At 63.9% G+C, this 13,519-nt stretch carries 16 protein-coding genes and 5 tRNA genes; 5 read left to right on the top strand and 16 right to left on the bottom strand.

Features of this window, described 5'->3' with window-relative positions:
* Positions 1-28: 28 nt before the first annotated feature.
* The 10 genes from ABDJ85_RS01730 to ABDJ85_RS01685 form a co-directional block, all read right to left on the bottom strand.
* On the bottom strand, positions 29-1,246 hold the full coding sequence (locus ABDJ85_RS01730) for an RtcB family protein (protein ID WP_347702997.1): 1,218 nt from the start codon (positions 1,244-1,246) through the stop codon (positions 29-31).
* A 56-nt stretch (positions 1,247-1,302) separates the two neighbouring features.
* Positions 1,303-2,439 carry a slipin family protein gene (locus tag ABDJ85_RS01725; protein ID WP_347702996.1) on the bottom strand — a complete coding sequence of 379 codons (1,137 nt, stop codon included), beginning with the start codon at positions 2,437-2,439 and terminating at the stop codon, positions 1,303-1,305.
* Positions 2,440-2,709: 270 nt separating this feature from the next.
* Positions 2,710-2,775, bottom strand: a tRNA-Asn gene (locus tag ABDJ85_RS01720).
* A gap of 203 nt (positions 2,776-2,978) precedes the next feature.
* Positions 2,979-3,539, bottom strand: a complete 561-nt coding sequence (locus ABDJ85_RS01715) for an HNH endonuclease (protein ID WP_347702995.1) — start codon at positions 3,537-3,539, stop codon at positions 2,979-2,981.
* Positions 3,540-3,703: 164 nt separating this feature from the next.
* The gene (locus ABDJ85_RS01710; RefSeq protein WP_347702994.1) at positions 3,704-3,880 is read right to left on the bottom strand and encodes a YecA family protein; all 177 of its coding nucleotides are present in this window, start codon (positions 3,878-3,880) and stop codon (positions 3,704-3,706) included.
* A gap of 55 nt (positions 3,881-3,935) precedes the next feature.
* Positions 3,936-4,011, bottom strand: a tRNA-Asp gene (locus ABDJ85_RS01705).
* A 10-nt stretch (positions 4,012-4,021) separates the two neighbouring features.
* Positions 4,022-4,098, bottom strand: a tRNA-Pro gene (locus ABDJ85_RS01700).
* A gap of 102 nt (positions 4,099-4,200) precedes the next feature.
* Positions 4,201-4,275 (bottom strand) — tRNA-Glu (locus ABDJ85_RS01695).
* 9 nt (positions 4,276-4,284) lie between these two features.
* Positions 4,285-4,362: transfer RNA gene (locus tag ABDJ85_RS01690), tRNA-Arg, on the bottom strand.
* Between the two features lie 222 nt (positions 4,363-4,584).
* Complete coding sequence (locus ABDJ85_RS01685; protein ID WP_347702993.1) at positions 4,585-4,728, bottom strand: hypothetical protein; 144 nt, start codon at positions 4,726-4,728, stop codon at positions 4,585-4,587.
* Between the two features lie 135 nt (positions 4,729-4,863).
* Between ABDJ85_RS01685 and ABDJ85_RS01680 the strand changes: the two genes are divergently transcribed.
* The 3 genes from ABDJ85_RS01680 (at position 4,864) to ABDJ85_RS01670 (ending at position 6,784) form a co-directional block, all read left to right on the top strand.
* The gene (locus tag ABDJ85_RS01680; protein ID WP_347702992.1) at positions 4,864-5,235 is read left to right on the top strand and encodes a hypothetical protein; all 372 of its coding nucleotides are present in this window, start codon (positions 4,864-4,866) and stop codon (positions 5,233-5,235) included.
* Between the two features lie 149 nt (positions 5,236-5,384).
* On the top strand, positions 5,385-6,356 hold the full coding sequence (locus tag ABDJ85_RS01675; RefSeq protein WP_347702991.1) for an endonuclease/exonuclease/phosphatase family protein: 972 nt from the start codon (positions 5,385-5,387) through the stop codon (positions 6,354-6,356).
* A gap of 227 nt (positions 6,357-6,583) precedes the next feature.
* Complete coding sequence (locus ABDJ85_RS01670; protein WP_347702990.1) at positions 6,584-6,784, top strand: hypothetical protein; 201 nt, start codon at positions 6,584-6,586, stop codon at positions 6,782-6,784.
* 33 nt (positions 6,785-6,817) lie between these two features.
* Here the strand turns inward: ABDJ85_RS01670 and ABDJ85_RS01665 are convergent, their stop codons facing one another.
* The 6 genes from ABDJ85_RS01665 to ABDJ85_RS01640 all read right to left on the bottom strand — a co-directional run bounded on the left by ABDJ85_RS01665 (position 6,818) and on the right by ABDJ85_RS01640 (position 11,890).
* Complete coding sequence (locus ABDJ85_RS01665; RefSeq protein WP_347702989.1) at positions 6,818-7,693, bottom strand: 5'-nucleotidase, lipoprotein e(P4) family; 876 nt, start codon at positions 7,691-7,693, stop codon at positions 6,818-6,820.
* A gap of 40 nt (positions 7,694-7,733) precedes the next feature.
* Positions 7,734-8,330 carry a hypothetical protein gene (locus tag ABDJ85_RS01660; RefSeq protein WP_347702988.1) on the bottom strand — a complete coding sequence of 199 codons (597 nt, stop codon included), beginning with the start codon at positions 8,328-8,330 and terminating at the stop codon, positions 7,734-7,736.
* Between the two features lie 26 nt (positions 8,331-8,356).
* Entirely contained in the window at positions 8,357-9,739 is a 1,383-nt protein-coding gene (locus tag ABDJ85_RS01655) for a YfjI family protein (RefSeq protein ID WP_347702987.1), read from the bottom strand.
* Positions 9,740-10,176: 437 nt separating this feature from the next.
* Entirely contained in the window at positions 10,177-10,362 is a 186-nt protein-coding gene (locus tag ABDJ85_RS01650) for a hypothetical protein (protein WP_347702986.1), read from the bottom strand.
* A 428-nt stretch (positions 10,363-10,790) separates the two neighbouring features.
* Entirely contained in the window at positions 10,791-11,444 is a 654-nt protein-coding gene (locus ABDJ85_RS01645) for an RES family NAD+ phosphorylase (protein WP_347702985.1), read from the bottom strand.
* A 71-nt stretch (positions 11,445-11,515) separates the two neighbouring features.
* Entirely contained in the window at positions 11,516-11,890 is a 375-nt protein-coding gene (locus tag ABDJ85_RS01640; RefSeq protein ID WP_347702984.1) for an antitoxin Xre/MbcA/ParS toxin-binding domain-containing protein, read from the bottom strand.
* A 359-nt stretch (positions 11,891-12,249) separates the two neighbouring features.
* Here ABDJ85_RS01640 and ABDJ85_RS01635 point away from each other — a divergent pair, with 359 nt between their 5' ends.
* The gene (locus tag ABDJ85_RS01635) at positions 12,250-12,603 is read left to right on the top strand and encodes a GntR family transcriptional regulator (protein ID WP_347702983.1); all 354 of its coding nucleotides are present in this window, start codon (positions 12,250-12,252) and stop codon (positions 12,601-12,603) included.
* Positions 12,603-13,514, top strand: a complete 912-nt coding sequence (locus ABDJ85_RS01630) for an ABC transporter ATP-binding protein (RefSeq protein WP_347702982.1) — start codon at positions 12,603-12,605, stop codon at positions 13,512-13,514. The genes ABDJ85_RS01635 and ABDJ85_RS01630 overlap by 1 nt, the downstream gene beginning before the upstream one ends.
* Positions 13,515-13,519: the final 5 nt, after the last annotated feature.

The raw sequence follows: 13,519 nt of genomic DNA, 5'->3' as shown, positions 1-13,519 counted from the left end.
CGGACCTGCCTCGGGGCTTCACGCGCTCCTAGCCCTTGACGCACACCACCTGCTTCAAGGTGTGCACCACCTCCACCAGGTCGGCCTGAGCCGCCATCACGGCGTCGATGTCCTTGTAGGCGGCGGGGGTCTCGTCGATGACGTCCTTGTCCTTGCGGCACTCCACGCCCTCGGTGGCGGCGCGGTGATCGGCCAGGGTGAAGCTGCGCTTGGCGTCGCCACGGCTCATCACGCGGCCCGCGCCGTGCGAGCAGGACTCGAACGACTCCGCATTGCCCTTGCCGCGCACGATGTAGCTGCGCGCCCCCATGCTGCCGGGAATGATGCCCAGCTGCCCGGCTTTGGCGCTCACCGCGCCCTTGCGGGTCACGAAGACCTCCTCACCAAAGTGCTGCTCGCGCTGCACGTAGTTGTGATGGCAGTTGACCGCCTCAATGTGGCTCTGGAAGCTCTTGCACAACACCGTCTTGGCCGCCTCGATGACGCGACGCATCATCAGCTCGCGGTTCAGGGCCGCGAACTTCTGGGCCCAGCCCACTGCACGCACGTAGTCGCCAAAGTAGCGGCTGCCCTCTTCGAAGTAGGCCAAGTCGCGGTCCGGCAGGTTGGCCTGGTGGCGCAGGGCATCCTGCTTGGCCAACTCGATGAACATCGTGCCGATGGCATTGCCCACGCCGCGTGAGCCCGAGTGCAGCATGAACCACACGGCGCCCGCTTCGTCCAGGCAGACCTCGATGAAGTGATTGCCGGAGCCCAGCGTGCCCAGGTGCTGGATGTGGTTGGTCTTGGCCAGCTTGGGGTAGTCGCGGCAGAGCTCGGTGAACTCGGGCTCCAACTGCGCCCAGGCGGTGTTGACCGAGCCCGGTGGCTTCTGCCAGGCGCCCGGGTCGCGGTTGCCCGGCACACGGCCGTGGGGCACGGCACGCTCGATGGCCGCTCGCAGCGGCGCGAGGTTGTCGGGCAGGTCCTCGGCCGTCAGCGTGGTTTTGCAGGCCATCATGCCGCAGCCGATGTCCACGCCCACGGCCGCCGGGATGATGGCCTTGAGCGTCGGGATGACCGAGCCCACCGTCGCACCAATGCCCACGTGAACGTCGGGCATGGCGGCGATGTGCTTGAACACGATGGGCAGGCGCGCGGCATTGGCCAGCTGGCGCTTGGCCCCGTCCTCCACCGGCACGCCGTGCGTCCACATCTTGAGGGGCACGCCGCCGGCGACCGGTTCTTCGATGAATGAGGGTTCCATGATCTTGAATCCTATGCAGAGCCCTGGCCGGCCAGCGGGCCAGCCAGGGGCGGTATTCAACGGAGCTTCACCAGCCCATTGAGTACCTGGTCCAGACCTCCGAACACGGAGATCTTGTCGATGCGTTCGGCCACGCGTTCCAGCGTTTCGAGCTCCTTGAGGCGCAGGGCGACGGGGTTGTCCTCCATCACCTTGGCCGTGTTGAGCAGCGAGCGGGTCGCAGCGGTTTCCTCGCGGCGGCGGATCACGTTGGCCTCGGCCGACTTGCCGGCCTCCACCACCTGGGCGAGGATGGTCTTCATCTCGCCCGGGAGCACGATGTCCTTCACGCCCACACCGGCCAACTCAATGCCGAAGCTCGCGAGCTTGGCCTTGACCTGGGCGGTCACCACCTCGTCGATGACGCTCTTGTTCTCCAGCAGTTCATCCAGCGAGCGCGTGCCCACGGCCGCGCGCAGCCCGAACTGCAGCTCGCGATACAGGTGCTCGGCCGGCTTGGCCAGCGCCTTGTAGGCGGTCAGCACCTCCGAGAAGCGCCAGGTCGCCGAGAGGTTGAGGCGCAAGGCCACCTTGTCGCGGGTCAGGATCTCCTGGCCCGTGACCTCCACGGCCTGCAGACGCAAGTCCACCAGCTCCACGTTCACGCTGCGGTTGAACTTCCAGAACGCGAACGAGCCTGGGCCGAGCAGGCGGTCGATCTTGCCGTCCACCCACAGGATGGCAGCGCCGTGTTCGGGCACCACCACCTGCAGCACGCCAGCCAGGCCAGCCACGCTGCGCGGGCGCAGTTGCGTCTGCACCAGCCGCGCCGTCAGCGCCGGCGAGAGCTCGATGGAGCGCGCCAGGTCGATCACCTCGACCCGCACGTCCACCAGGCCCTTCCAGTACAGACGCCGCGACTCAGGCGGCAGCAACTCCACCAGCACGCCGTTCTCGAAGCGCAAGCCCGCCTGGTCGGCGTCCAGCTCCACGCGCACGAACTCAGCCGCCACCACCTCGGGCTCCTTGGCCAGCAGGTAGTCCGTCAGCCGGTGCACAAAGGCCGTGTTCTCCAGCGAGAACACTTCCACCTGGAGCTTGTCCAGGCCGGCAAACAGCCAATGCGTGCCGGGCTGCAGCACGCGCTCAAAGTCGCCATTGCGCAGCAGCACGCCGCGCTCGTTCTTCTTCACAGTGACACGCTTGATGGTCATGGTTTTCTCCTTCTTGATGGGTTCAGCGTGTGGTTTGAAATGGGGTGCCGTTACAGCGCGGGCACGGACCTCGGATGCCAGGGCCTGGGTGTCGCGGCGCGTTCATGGGCCTGCCCTCCCTGAGCAAACCTCGAACTGACCGTGAACGCAGGCCCCGCGTGCCCGAGGCACGGGTGACCACGCTGATGCCTGCTCGCCCCAAAGGGCTGGCCGGCACGTTCGGCGGGGTGGTCTTGCGACCGTGGTTTCACTGGCGTGATAGGCCAGAGGTGGAGTGGGAGTCGAACCCACGACACACGGATTAATCGTCCGTTGCTCTACCCGACTGAGCTATCCAGTGGCGGCGAAGTCAGGAATCGAACCCGACCCTTGCGAGACACCCATGTCTTCGCCCATCGGCCTCTTTCAGCAAGGCGGCATGCGACGCAGCAACGGGACGAGCCCGGCCCCATCGCACCGGCGGGGGTGTGGACCCCCTGACCTGTGAGCCTTTGCCTTCCGAGGCAGACCTTGTGGCGCTTGAGTTGACCGTGTGCGGGTCAGCTCAAGCGCGATTCCTTCGGCAGCCGTGCGGCCAGCCATTCATGCACGTCCGCCCGGATGCGCCTGCCCTTGAGCAGGAAGTCCTCGAAGCGGCTCGGCACATACGGCGTGAAGAGCAAAGGCATGCCGGCTTCCTCCGGTGTGCGGTCTGCCTTCAGCGCGTTGCAGGCCCGGCAGGCCGCCACCGTGTTCATCCAGCTCAGCGGGCCACCGCGTGAGGCCGGCAGGATGTGGTCGACCGTCAGGTCGCGCGCGTCTTGCCTGTCTCCACAGTAGGCGCAGGTCTGGCGATCGCGCCGGATCACCTTGGCCTTGCTGAAGCACGGCGTCACGTCGAACAGGTTCAAACGCGAATGGCCGCGCAAGGCCAGGATGGCCGGCACCTCAAGCACCGACTGCTGCCCCGTGCGCACGTTGGTGCCGCCGCGCAACACGGCCAGCGGCACTTCGCCCAGCGACCAGGCCACCGAACGGGTGGCCACATAGCCCGCCGCCTGCTCGACCGAGATCCAGGCCTGCGGCAGGCCCGACATGTCCAACTGCAATACATCGTGCATGGCGTCCTCCTTTCAGTGGCTGGGCACGATTCAAAAACTACTGGCAGAGGCGGCAGGGTTCGAACCTGCAACCTGCGGAGTCAAAGTCCGCTGCTCTTCCCATTGAGCTACACCCCATCAGCTGGGCGAGCCAGCGCCTGCTCAGCGCTGGTAGTGATGCCGGTTCACCCCGTCAAAAGCAGCCGCTGCGGAGGCAGCAGCGCTTGAAACGTCTTCCCTGACCCACAAGGGCAGGGGTCGTTGCGGCCGAGCTTCTCCAGAAGCTCCTTGTCGCCGCGAACGACGCGTTCACCGCGCTTGACTTGGGTCTCCGAAGGGAACCCCTTGCGGCGTTTGCTCATTACCTGGAAAGCAGGCGTCGGTGTCTGGTTTGTTCACGATGGTCTCCTTCTGTCATGGCGCCGCCAGCGGGCTTCGATCCCGCGCCCTCCGGTTCGACAGACCGGCGCTCTTCCTGCTGAGCTATGGCGGCACGTGTTGTTTGGTCCGTGTGGCAGGACTCGAACCTGCAACCCTTGGCTCCCAAAGCCATTGCGCTCCCTGGTTGCGCCACACACGGGTTTGCTCTCAATGGGTGTCGGTGACGGGTTCCGACGCCGCCCAATCGTTGCGGCCGGTTTGCGCCCGTCGAAGCGAAAGCTCGACGACGGGCTCTTGGGTTTGGTATCCCGTGCGGGGATCGAACCCGCCTCTTCGGCTTGAAGGGCCGAGGACCTCACCAGAAGTCCAACGGGACGTTATTGATTGGTGCCTCGTGAAGGAGTCGAACCTCCGCCCTCCGGTTTCGTAGACCGGCGCTCTGCATCCACTGAGCTAACGAGGCATGCCATCTCGGCTGTGTCCGCACGCGAGGGCGGGTAGGCACTGCTGCCCGCCCTCGCTGCATGCCCGCTCCGTCTGCAGAACGTGCTGGGCACACATGCACACCGGGCCAGCCAGTGCTTGTGCACGGGCACACCCGAGATGGCGCTGAAAACAAAAAGGCCCGGTTCCTGTTGGAAACCGGGCCTCGGTGGATGCAGGGCATCCGAAAGAGGTTGAGGGCTCAGTGGATGAGAGCCCTCCCCGGTGTGGAGCGGTACAGCTGGGCTGCCCGCTCAAGCGATGTCGGCGCCACCGCCTTCACGCAGGCCACCACGCCGCCACGGGGGCGGTTGGTGTCTTTGTTGAAGAAGGTGATGCCAAACATGATGGGAATTTGTTGAAGTGAATTGGGCCTGCGGTTTGCAAGCGACGGGTCGAATTGTGAAGAGTGTTCACGCCATCGTCAAGCAACTTGTCGCCCCTAGAATGCGTGTGAAGGTTTTTCACAACAGCGTGCGCCGTGTCCAGCCCCGCCACCATCCGCCGCCTCAACGCCCTTGCCCTGTTCCAGGCCTTTGCTGAAGAACGCATCACGGCCGGTGACCCGCCCAAGGGCCTGGAGGCCGCCTGGGCGGCCCGCCTCGAGGTCAGCGGCGCAACCTGGTCCATGGCCAAGAGCGGCGCCCGACCCATCGGCGACAAGCTCGCCCGCCAGATCGAGCAGCATTGCGGCAAAGAGGCCGGATGGCTCGACACCGAGCGCGCGCCCACCGGCCTCAGCCCCGGAGAGCAACAGTTCCTGGCCCTGGCCCTCAAGACCTACCGCGAGACCAACAGCGATGGTCGCAAGCGCTTGCGGCAGCTGCTGAAAGGGTTTGGCGCCGCAGGCTGAGCGGGGGGGGCGGCGGCGTGGGTCGCCGGCAGGGCGCCGCCAGCCAACAAGGCCTTCCCTGCCTCCACAGCTTTATGGCTGCCATCCGGCCAGCCATCGGTTAGCGTGTCCCCCTCGTCAATCAGTTCATTGACCACGCAGGGGGCGCCATGCATCACATCACCGACATCAAGACCGTCAGCAAAGAAATCGCGGCGGGGCTCAAGGTGCTCAAGGAGCGCATCGCGGCGGCGCAGGTGCCCTCGTCCAAGCTGGACGAGTCCTTCAACCTCGCCACCTGGAACATCCGCGAGTTTGGCAAGAAGCCCCGCACCCAGGCCGCCATCCACTACATCGCCGAGGTGCTCGGGCAGTTCGACCTCATCGGTATCGTCGAGCTGCGCGACGACCTGCGAGACCTGCGCCGTGTGCTTGACGTGCTGGGCCCCTACTGGCGCGCCGTCTACTCCGACGCCGTGCTCGACGCCGGCGGCAACCGTGAGCGCGTCGCCTACCTCTATGACAAGCGGCAGATCGCCTTCAACGGCATGGCCTCTGCCGCCTTTGCGCGCCGCACCAAGCAGGGCACCGAGTGGGTCCCCGACTTCAACTGGTGGCGCCCGCCCTATGTGGCCTCGTTCAAGTCCGGCAGCTTTGACTTTGTCGTCGTTTCCACCCACGTCCGCTGGGGCGACGACGAAGCCGGCCGCGAGCCCGAGCTTCAGGCCCTCGCCCAGTGGGTGGCCGAGAAGCAGGAGCTCTTCAGCAAAGACAAGCGCTCCTTCGACGACCAGGACCTCTTCGTCATGGGTGACTTCAACATCCCCTCACTCGACAGCCCTCTCTTCAAGGCCATCACCTCCACCGGCCTGCGCCTGCCCACCGCGCTTGCCCAGCAAGACCTCGGCTCCAACCTCGAGCGCAACAAGCGCTATGACCAGCTCCTGCACCTGCCCCACTACCCCGACAACTTCACCAACCAAGGCGGCGTGCTCGACTTCTACGCGGGCGACCACACGCCCCTCTTCCCCGCGCTCACCAAGCAGGCCTTCACCTTCCAGATGTCCGACCACCTGCCCCTGTGGGTGCAAGTCAACACCGACATCGACGGCAAGCGGCTCGACCAGATCATCCAGAGCTAGGGCCTGTTCACACTGCGGCGCCCGCCTAAGACGGCAACGCACGGCCGCCCGTCTTGCGGCCGCGGCGCGTTATCACAGGACCGGGGCTTCCTCCATCGCCCGCGAGCCAGGCGTTCGTCGGGTGTGACATCGTGGTCACGGCGCGGCAGATTTCTGTAGGGCATCAGGCCCTGAGCAGGCTCACTTGCGGGCATGCTCCACATCTTTACAGCCTCACACAAGACCGCATGGCCAAGCCCAACTACTCGTACGAGAAGCGACAACGCGAACTCGCCAAGCAGAAGAAGAAAGAAGAAAAAGCCCAGCGCAAGGCCAACCCCCGGCCCGCCGGTGAGGCCGACCCTGCTGACGACGCCCCTCACGACGCCTCTGACGCACCCGCCTCGACGGAGCCAGACACCCCTGGCCCGGGCGACACGCCGGCGTAAGACCCAGCTTCAGGCGCGGCCCCAGGCCACGCCTCAGGGCGCGCCCCAGCCCTCCGGTGCCTGCAGCGCCCCCAAACGGCCCAGTGCATCCCGGGGCACCGCCTTCTCCCACGAGCCATACATCGGGTTCGGGATCACGAACCAGCGCTTGCCCAGCAGCGTCATCGCCCGGTCCGTCTCCGCGTCGGGCGTGCCCGCCCGCAGCGCCGCCACCTTGGCCACGGGCAAAAAGTCGCCCATGTCGTCCCCCACCAGCATCACGATCTGGTGCGTCTGGGCCACCAACTGGCGGCGCGAGGTCTTGTCACTGCTGTCCCACTCCGGCCGCTGCTTCTTCAGCATGAAAGCCTCCGGCTGCGCCGCCCGCTCAAAGCCCAGCGCCAGCAGGTTGCGCCGCGTGTGCTCCAGCGCCGGGCAGGGGTCTGCGTCCTTGGGCACGCACTCGCGGTTGGTGATGAAGAACACATCCACCTTCAGCTTGGCCGCCAGCCGCACAAACTCCAGCGCCCCCGGGATCGCCTTCGCCTGCCGCAGCGCCATCCAGTCCTGCCACGTCGGCTCCACATAGTGCTGGTTGGCCTTGGCCAGCCACGCGCTGTAGGCCGCGTTGTCCAGCACCGTCTCGTCCAGGTCCATCACCACCGCCTTGCGCCCCGTGCTCGCCGGCCCCGTTTCCAGCGTGGCCCACGCGCCCGCCTTGACGGGCGCCTGGGCCGCAGCCACCAAGGCCGCCGACGCCGCCCGGTACATCGCCAGCGACACCGCCTGGTGCTCCACCGCCTGCTGCGTCCACAGCACGCCATTCACCTGCGCCAGGCTGTCGGGCGTGGGGGTGGGAGGCGCGGGTTGTGCGGCGGCGGTGAGGGTGACTGCGAGGAGGAGGGTGGGGGTGAGGGGGGGGAGGGGCATGGTGGGTGACGAATTGATTGGGGCCTGACCTAGTCAGCGATCAGGCATCGCTGCCCGGCTCAAAAGCATCAAAGGGACTTCCGGCAAACGCGTAGTCAAACATCGTGTCATCGGGGTGGTTTCGGGGCGCCATCAGGCTGGTTCCAGAAACCATCAATCGGCGCGTGTGCAGTGGGAGCTTGCGGTGATGCAAATGCAGCAGCGCGACATAGAGGCCGGCCACGGCATTCAGTGCGTTGTCCAGCGTCGCTGTCTTAAAGCTAGCGGAGCGCTGATGCTTAAGCTTGTTGTACGAGTGGGACCACCAGGTTGGACCGGAAGCGGCAGACCACTCAACCCAGGGATGCAGGCGCAACTCCGTTCCTTTGACGTCGATTTCCAGCAACTTGAAGAACGGTAGACGGTCTGCGATTACCGTTTCGTAGGCAGGCAGCTTGCTTGCCTTCGATCCGGCGCACAGCTCGCCTGTGAGCTCCTTCAGCACGCTATCGGTTTCCGACCCCGCTAGAAGAATGACCTTCGCAAACTCCAATGAATGGGTGCTGAGATTGCTTTGCTCGAAGGCCACAAAACGCTGGCAGGCTGCCAAGTCGCTTTCGATCGCGAGGAAGTAGTTCCAGAGGTCGAGGCGGAGCATGGGCGGTCTATCGCTTTTGCTCACCGTCACGCATTGGAAGTCGGCAACGTCTTGGGGATCTTTCCAGGCTTGTCGTACTCGATCTTGCTGTCCCCGACTGCCAGTGAAATCTTTGACGCACTTCCAACTAGCGCTGAAGCGAGCTCGTCAGCAGGGTGAACGACCTGAGGAGTGGTCTGATCTTTTGTGAAGAGTCCTCTGGTGAGGCTCTCGATCAATGCAGCGGGAATCAATGAGTCAGTTTCCTTGCGCCACTCAAGGCATGTTTCGACCACCCAATTGGCTCGATTTACGTCAAGGTGGAATTGCTTGAGCGAGCTCTCGGTGGCTGCATATTGCTCCGCCCAGCGACTCTGCCACCGGATGTAATAGAGAACGGCACCAACAAGGCCAACGGTCAATAGCGAGAAACGGATCCAAAGAGCGATCCGCTCGGTGCTTGAATCATGAAGCATCGCCGTTGTCAGCTCCTCTGTCGCCGCCTTGGCGACGGATGAAGTCGGTGCCGCGGCTGTTGGAATATGGGACAGGCGTGAAGTCGCTGCGACGACGGCTTCCTGAGTGAGTCTGCTCACCACTATTTCATAGCCGGTCCAAATGAGAAGCAGAACAAAGATGCCAATCAGTGCGCGCATTCCCCCGGCTACCGGCCCGCGGGCCTGAGAAGTGACAGGCGAGACTTCGAAGTTTCTGACGCGCTCTGTGACGTCATTGAGCATCCCGTCGCGGATCTTTCGCCTTGCAAACGTGTTGTCACTGTCATCCAGTTCTTTCGCCCGGCTCTCTAGCGCCTCCTCTCGTTCAAGCAGCTTGGCTTGCTGCCTTTCCGCTTCTAGCTGTGCTTGTTCTCGTTTGGCTGCGTAGTCCGCCTCCAGCTGTTCGGACTTCTTTTTGACTATGTCATCGAGTTCTTGGCGCACCGTGATCGTCTGTTTGAACAGCTCTTCGAGCTGTCGCTGCAGGCGGGCGAACGTTGACTCTTGGACGGCGAGCAATTCCGTTAGCTCGCTAGTCGCTCCGGCTGACTTTCGGATAGCTACCGGCCGGAACGTCTCCAGGACTTGGGCGCCAACTTTCAGTCGTTCCGTATCGATGCCATTCGGATCGAGGTGTAGCTCGTCCAGTACAGCTGACTTCTGGCTAGCTTCAGCTGTGCTTCCTCCTCGGTAATACGACACTGAAACGTTGAGGATCCTGACGTTGAAGTAGTCAATGAGCTCGCCGTTTTGGTCGATCAGTTGCTGCCACAGAGGTTGTGCCGAGGTGTTCGGAAACGGAATGCCACCAAGGCTCTGCTGCAATACATTCACATTCGCGTTGAATGGTCCAAATTCGTGCGCAAGCCTGCTTAGCGCATCTGCAATTTGGACGTCAGTCAGTCTTGCAATCTTGTAGACCTGATGGGCCATCTTTCCCCCTACGTTGGCTAGCACTTGATCGCCATCGATAGCATTGGGCGCTACTTCTTGGCAGTTGAGCAGCTCACTTATAGCGTCTGGTCATCGAATGCCCAAGCTTGGTGGTGGGCGCCCATCCCGCTGTCGGTTTGCTCTGAGTCCTGAACCGGAGACGCTCCCGAATCAACCACTTGCGCCGAGCTGAGTCATGCGACCTTGAACCGGTGTCTCACTCAAGTCTGAACAATCGGTTTTTCGTTTCACTCAACTTTGAACTTTTGGCAGCGGGTGAACGCGGGGCGGGCGAGCCGTAGTGCGTCTCAGCCGCTTCGCCGGTGGCAAGGCCCGGAAGTTCCGGCAGCGAACTCAAGCCACAGCGTGCGAAACATTTGCGAGGCACCCACAAAAAAGGGGCGGCCGAAGCCGCCCCTGGGTAGCGGATGAACCGATCAGCGCTTGCTGTTCGGTGTCACCTTCACCGGCGCCCAAGCATGGCCGGGCTTGGTGGTGGGTGGCAACGGCCGGTTGTCCGGCACGGCTGCGTAGTTCGGCTGTTTGCCGCCCTGCGGGCCTACCTGCTGGTAGATCCCACCCTGACTGCCCGTGCTTTCGCCGGGCTTCTTCGGTGCTGCCATGGATTTCTCCTTGAAAGTTGCAGCGTCAAATCCGACCTGTGAAGCCCTGGATCAGGGGGAAGTCGGGATCGCCCAGCATTTCCGCATGGCATATCCTTCGCCCACTGCATTGGTGCAGGACGGCAGTCCTCGTCGGAAACGGTGAGGTGCTGCCAAAGCCGCTCTTGGGTTCCAGCCTTGAGCGGCTTTTCTCTTTAGCACTCTCGAATTGCGAGTGCTAGAAGGCACTATATCTGTGGTTCCGTACAGGTTCAACCGCCACCAGTAGCGTATCAATCCGCTTGACAGGGGCAAAGCCAGAGGAGAAAAGGCCCCCTCGATGGCTCGAAGCGAGCCTATGGGCGACTGTCCCCGTGGTGTGGCTAGATGAGCCAGAGGGCGGATTGCCATCTCTTAGCGAGACGTTTGCAACGCTGCCCTTGCTCGAATCAAAAGTCCCAGCTGTAGCTGGAGTCGCTTTCCTTGTGGGTAACGATCACGCGGCTACGGGTGGCTCGACAAATCCACTCCTGCATATCGAATGGTTGCTGCGTGCGTAGCGCTCGAGGACTCAAGACCGCCGCGCAGTGAGTGCCGGGGCAACGAACGGATTCGTAACGGATCCACTCAATGCCATGAACTCGTGCTTCTGCAGCCACCGCCTGCGTGTGGCTGTAGTCGGCGCCATGAGTCCAAAGCGCTCGCCCGCCATCCCAAGGCGGCTCGGTGAGCGTGAGCGCACGCCCGTTGACGCGCGTCTGGAAGAGAGTGTGCAGCGTTAGTAGACCGTCGCCGTCTTTGGCTATGCCGGCCGAATCGAGGATGAACCGGTGACGCCAGTAGGCGGTCTCGGCGCACACAGCCTCGACGGAGGAGGCGCCGTACCAGATGCCCGCCTCGTTCGGGCGCCTGAACCTGGACGCGTATTGCGACGTGTACCTAAACGGCGTGGAGAGGAGGTAGTGCAGGCCCTCGCAACCCTCCGGCAACGGCGGCTTCGAGCCCTCCAACATGTCCTCCAGCGCCTCATGCTCTGCGGTGGAATCGACCAGGCGCCATGTCGCGACCTGGGACTGGCTCTCGACGCCGCGCCAGACCGTCATGTCGGCCTGGTCACATGCCTGGAACCAGCCGACGTCCCACGAGAACGGATCTGCTGGCGAGTTAGGCCCCATCAGATCGGCGCCCGCATGCCATCGAGATAAGCCAACGTCCTGCCCAGTCCTTCAGGCGAGAGAATCAAGTTCGCCGGGACACCGTTCAACGCCGTATTGTGAGAAGTCATCCAAGTGCGACGCTTGGTTTCGTTGCCGCCGACCAATGCGTCGAGCGAACGAAAGATGCGAACCAGCATCAGGCTCAGTTGACCCTCCTTGGAGGCAGGATCGATACCGCGCTCTCCATGAAGGATGCGCGATACGGTCGGCGCGCTGAAGCCAACGGTCAGCGCTAAGGTTCGACCGCTCATGCCCAGCCCGTCCGCCGCACGTTGAGTCGCCTTAGCCAGAACAAACGTCCGGTCGACTTCCATCACGGGACTGGCTTGCATGGTGCACTCCTTAGTTTTCTGTTTTCCTTAGAAAGAATAGTACCCACAAACAAAATTCTTTGGGTATCTTTCTGGTAACAACCGTTGATGCTGAGGCATCAGCTTGCCCTTCAGGGCGTAAGCGGACTGGTCGCTACCCGAGGAACGACTTCAGAGCCTGCTTGAGGCGCTTGCGACCGTCACTGTTCGTGTTGCGGTAGGCCTTCAGGCACAACGCCAAAAACTGCTGCTCTCCAGGCGACAACGACCCTTCCCCGCCCATCCCCCCAAATCTGCAGCCTGTCGCACCCCACTAGGGGCGCCTGGGGTGGCTTGTTATGGTGTGCTACATCACCAACACACCCCGGGAAGCGAGCCGTATGCAGACCCCCTGGACAGACCAGGCCCCGATCTATCAGCAGTTGGCTGATCGGTTGGCCGTGAAGTTGCTGGACGGCGTGCCGTCGGAGGGCGAGGCCCTGCCGTCGGTGCGGGCCTTGGCCAGCGAGTTTTTGATCAACCCGCTCACGGTGACGCGGGCGCTGCAGACGCTGGCCGAGCATGGCCTGGTGGAGCCGCGCCGGGGCCTGGGCATGTATGTGCGGGCCGGCGCCCGGGAGCGGCTGCGGCGGCAGGAGCGTGAGCGCTTCTTGCAGCGCGACTGGCCGGCGCTGCGCGCCAAGTTGAAGCGCCTGGGGCTGGGGCCGCAGGATCTGGATTGGGGGACGACCTGATGAACACGAGCACAACAACGATGAATCCTGCAGCGGCGCTGGTGCAGGCGCAGGGCGTGTCGCTGCACTACGGCAAGAAGGCGGCGCTGCGCGACGTGTCCTTCACTATCCCCAAGGGCCGGGTGGTGGGCTTGCTGGGCCACAACGGCGCGGGCAAGACGACGCTGATGAAGGCGCTGGTGGGCCTGCTGGCGGTGGAGGGCGAGCTGCAGGTGATGGGCGTGTCGCCCCGCCAGGACCGCGCGCAGTTGCTGACGCAGCTGAGCTATATACCCGACGTGGCGGTGCTGCCGCGCTGGGCGAGGGTGTCGGAGCTGATCACGCTGATGGCGCAGCTGCAGCCCAAGTTCAGCGCCGAGCGGGCGCGCGAGCTGCTGCGCCGCACGAGCGTGGGGCTGGACGACAAGGTGAAGAGCTTGTCCAAGGGCATGGTGGCGCAGACGCACCTGGCGCTGATCGCGGCGATCGATGCGCGGCTGATGATCCTGGACGAGCCGACGCTGGGCCTGGACGTGCTGTCGCGCAAGAACTTCTACGAGATGCTGATCGACGAGTGGTGCGACGGCGAGCGCAGCGTGCTGATCTCGACCCACCAGGTCGAGGAGGTGGAGGCGCTGCTGTCCGACGTGATCATGCTGGACGAGGGCAAGGTGGTGCTGTCGATCAGCCTGGAGGACATCGATCAGCGCTTTGTGGCGCTGAACCACGATGCCGCCGTGGCCGACGCGATGGCGGCCGCGCACCCGCTGCTGCGCTACCGCGACCAGGGCCGCACGACCTCGCTGTTTGACGGCGCACCGCCGGAGAGCCTGACGGGCCTGGGCCAGCGCGTGCGGCCGAGCCTGGTGGACCTGTTCGTGGCGCTGACACGCAACCCGGCCCTCAACAACAAGACTTCGGCTTCGGCCTGAGTGGA

This window comes from Roseateles paludis (assembly GCF_039872745.1).
Taxonomy (GTDB): Bacteria; Pseudomonadota; Gammaproteobacteria; order Burkholderiales; family Burkholderiaceae_C; genus Pelomonas; species Pelomonas paludis.
The sequence above is the reverse complement of the archived record's forward strand: the minus strand, read 5'-3'. Positions and strand labels throughout refer to the sequence as shown.

What these genes read in the sequence shown, in the direction of transcription:
- ABDJ85_RS01635 (WP_347702983.1), top strand. Translation starts at nt 12,250, where the DNA reads ATGCAGACCCCCTGGACAGACCAGGCCCCGATCTATCAGCAGTTGGCT.
- ABDJ85_RS01715 (WP_347702995.1), bottom strand. Translation starts at nt 3,539, where the DNA reads ATGCACGATGTATTGCAGTTGGACATGTCGGGCCTGCCGCAGGCCTGG.
- ABDJ85_RS01670 (WP_347702990.1), top strand. Translation starts at nt 6,584, where the DNA reads ATGGCCAAGCCCAACTACTCGTACGAGAAGCGACAACGCGAACTCGCC.
- ABDJ85_RS01655 (WP_347702987.1), bottom strand. Translation starts at nt 9,739, where the DNA reads ATGGCCCATCAGGTCTACAAGATTGCAAGACTGACTGACGTCCAAATT.
- ABDJ85_RS01645 (WP_347702985.1), bottom strand. Translation starts at nt 11,444, where the DNA reads ATGACGGTCTGGCGCGGCGTCGAGAGCCAGTCCCAGGTCGCGACATGG.
- ABDJ85_RS01660 (WP_347702988.1), bottom strand. Translation starts at nt 8,330, where the DNA reads ATGCTCCGCCTCGACCTCTGGAACTACTTCCTCGCGATCGAAAGCGAC.
- ABDJ85_RS01665 (WP_347702989.1), bottom strand. Translation starts at nt 7,693, where the DNA reads ATGCCCCTCCCCCCCCTCACCCCCACCCTCCTCCTCGCAGTCACCCTC.
- ABDJ85_RS01630 (WP_347702982.1), top strand. Translation starts at nt 12,603, where the DNA reads ATGAACACGAGCACAACAACGATGAATCCTGCAGCGGCGCTGGTGCAG.
- ABDJ85_RS01725 (WP_347702996.1), bottom strand. Translation starts at nt 2,439, where the DNA reads ATGACCATCAAGCGTGTCACTGTGAAGAAGAACGAGCGCGGCGTGCTG.
- ABDJ85_RS01685 (WP_347702993.1), bottom strand. Translation starts at nt 4,728, where the DNA reads ATGTTTGGCATCACCTTCTTCAACAAAGACACCAACCGCCCCCGTGGC.
- ABDJ85_RS01650 (WP_347702986.1), bottom strand. Translation starts at nt 10,362, where the DNA reads ATGGCAGCACCGAAGAAGCCCGGCGAAAGCACGGGCAGTCAGGGTGGG.
- ABDJ85_RS01640 (WP_347702984.1), bottom strand. Translation starts at nt 11,890, where the DNA reads ATGCAAGCCAGTCCCGTGATGGAAGTCGACCGGACGTTTGTTCTGGCT.
- ABDJ85_RS01675 (WP_347702991.1), top strand. Translation starts at nt 5,385, where the DNA reads ATGCATCACATCACCGACATCAAGACCGTCAGCAAAGAAATCGCGGCG.
- ABDJ85_RS01710 (WP_347702994.1), bottom strand. Translation starts at nt 3,880, where the DNA reads ATGAGCAAACGCCGCAAGGGGTTCCCTTCGGAGACCCAAGTCAAGCGC.
- ABDJ85_RS01730 (WP_347702997.1), bottom strand. Translation starts at nt 1,246, where the DNA reads ATGGAACCCTCATTCATCGAAGAACCGGTCGCCGGCGGCGTGCCCCTC.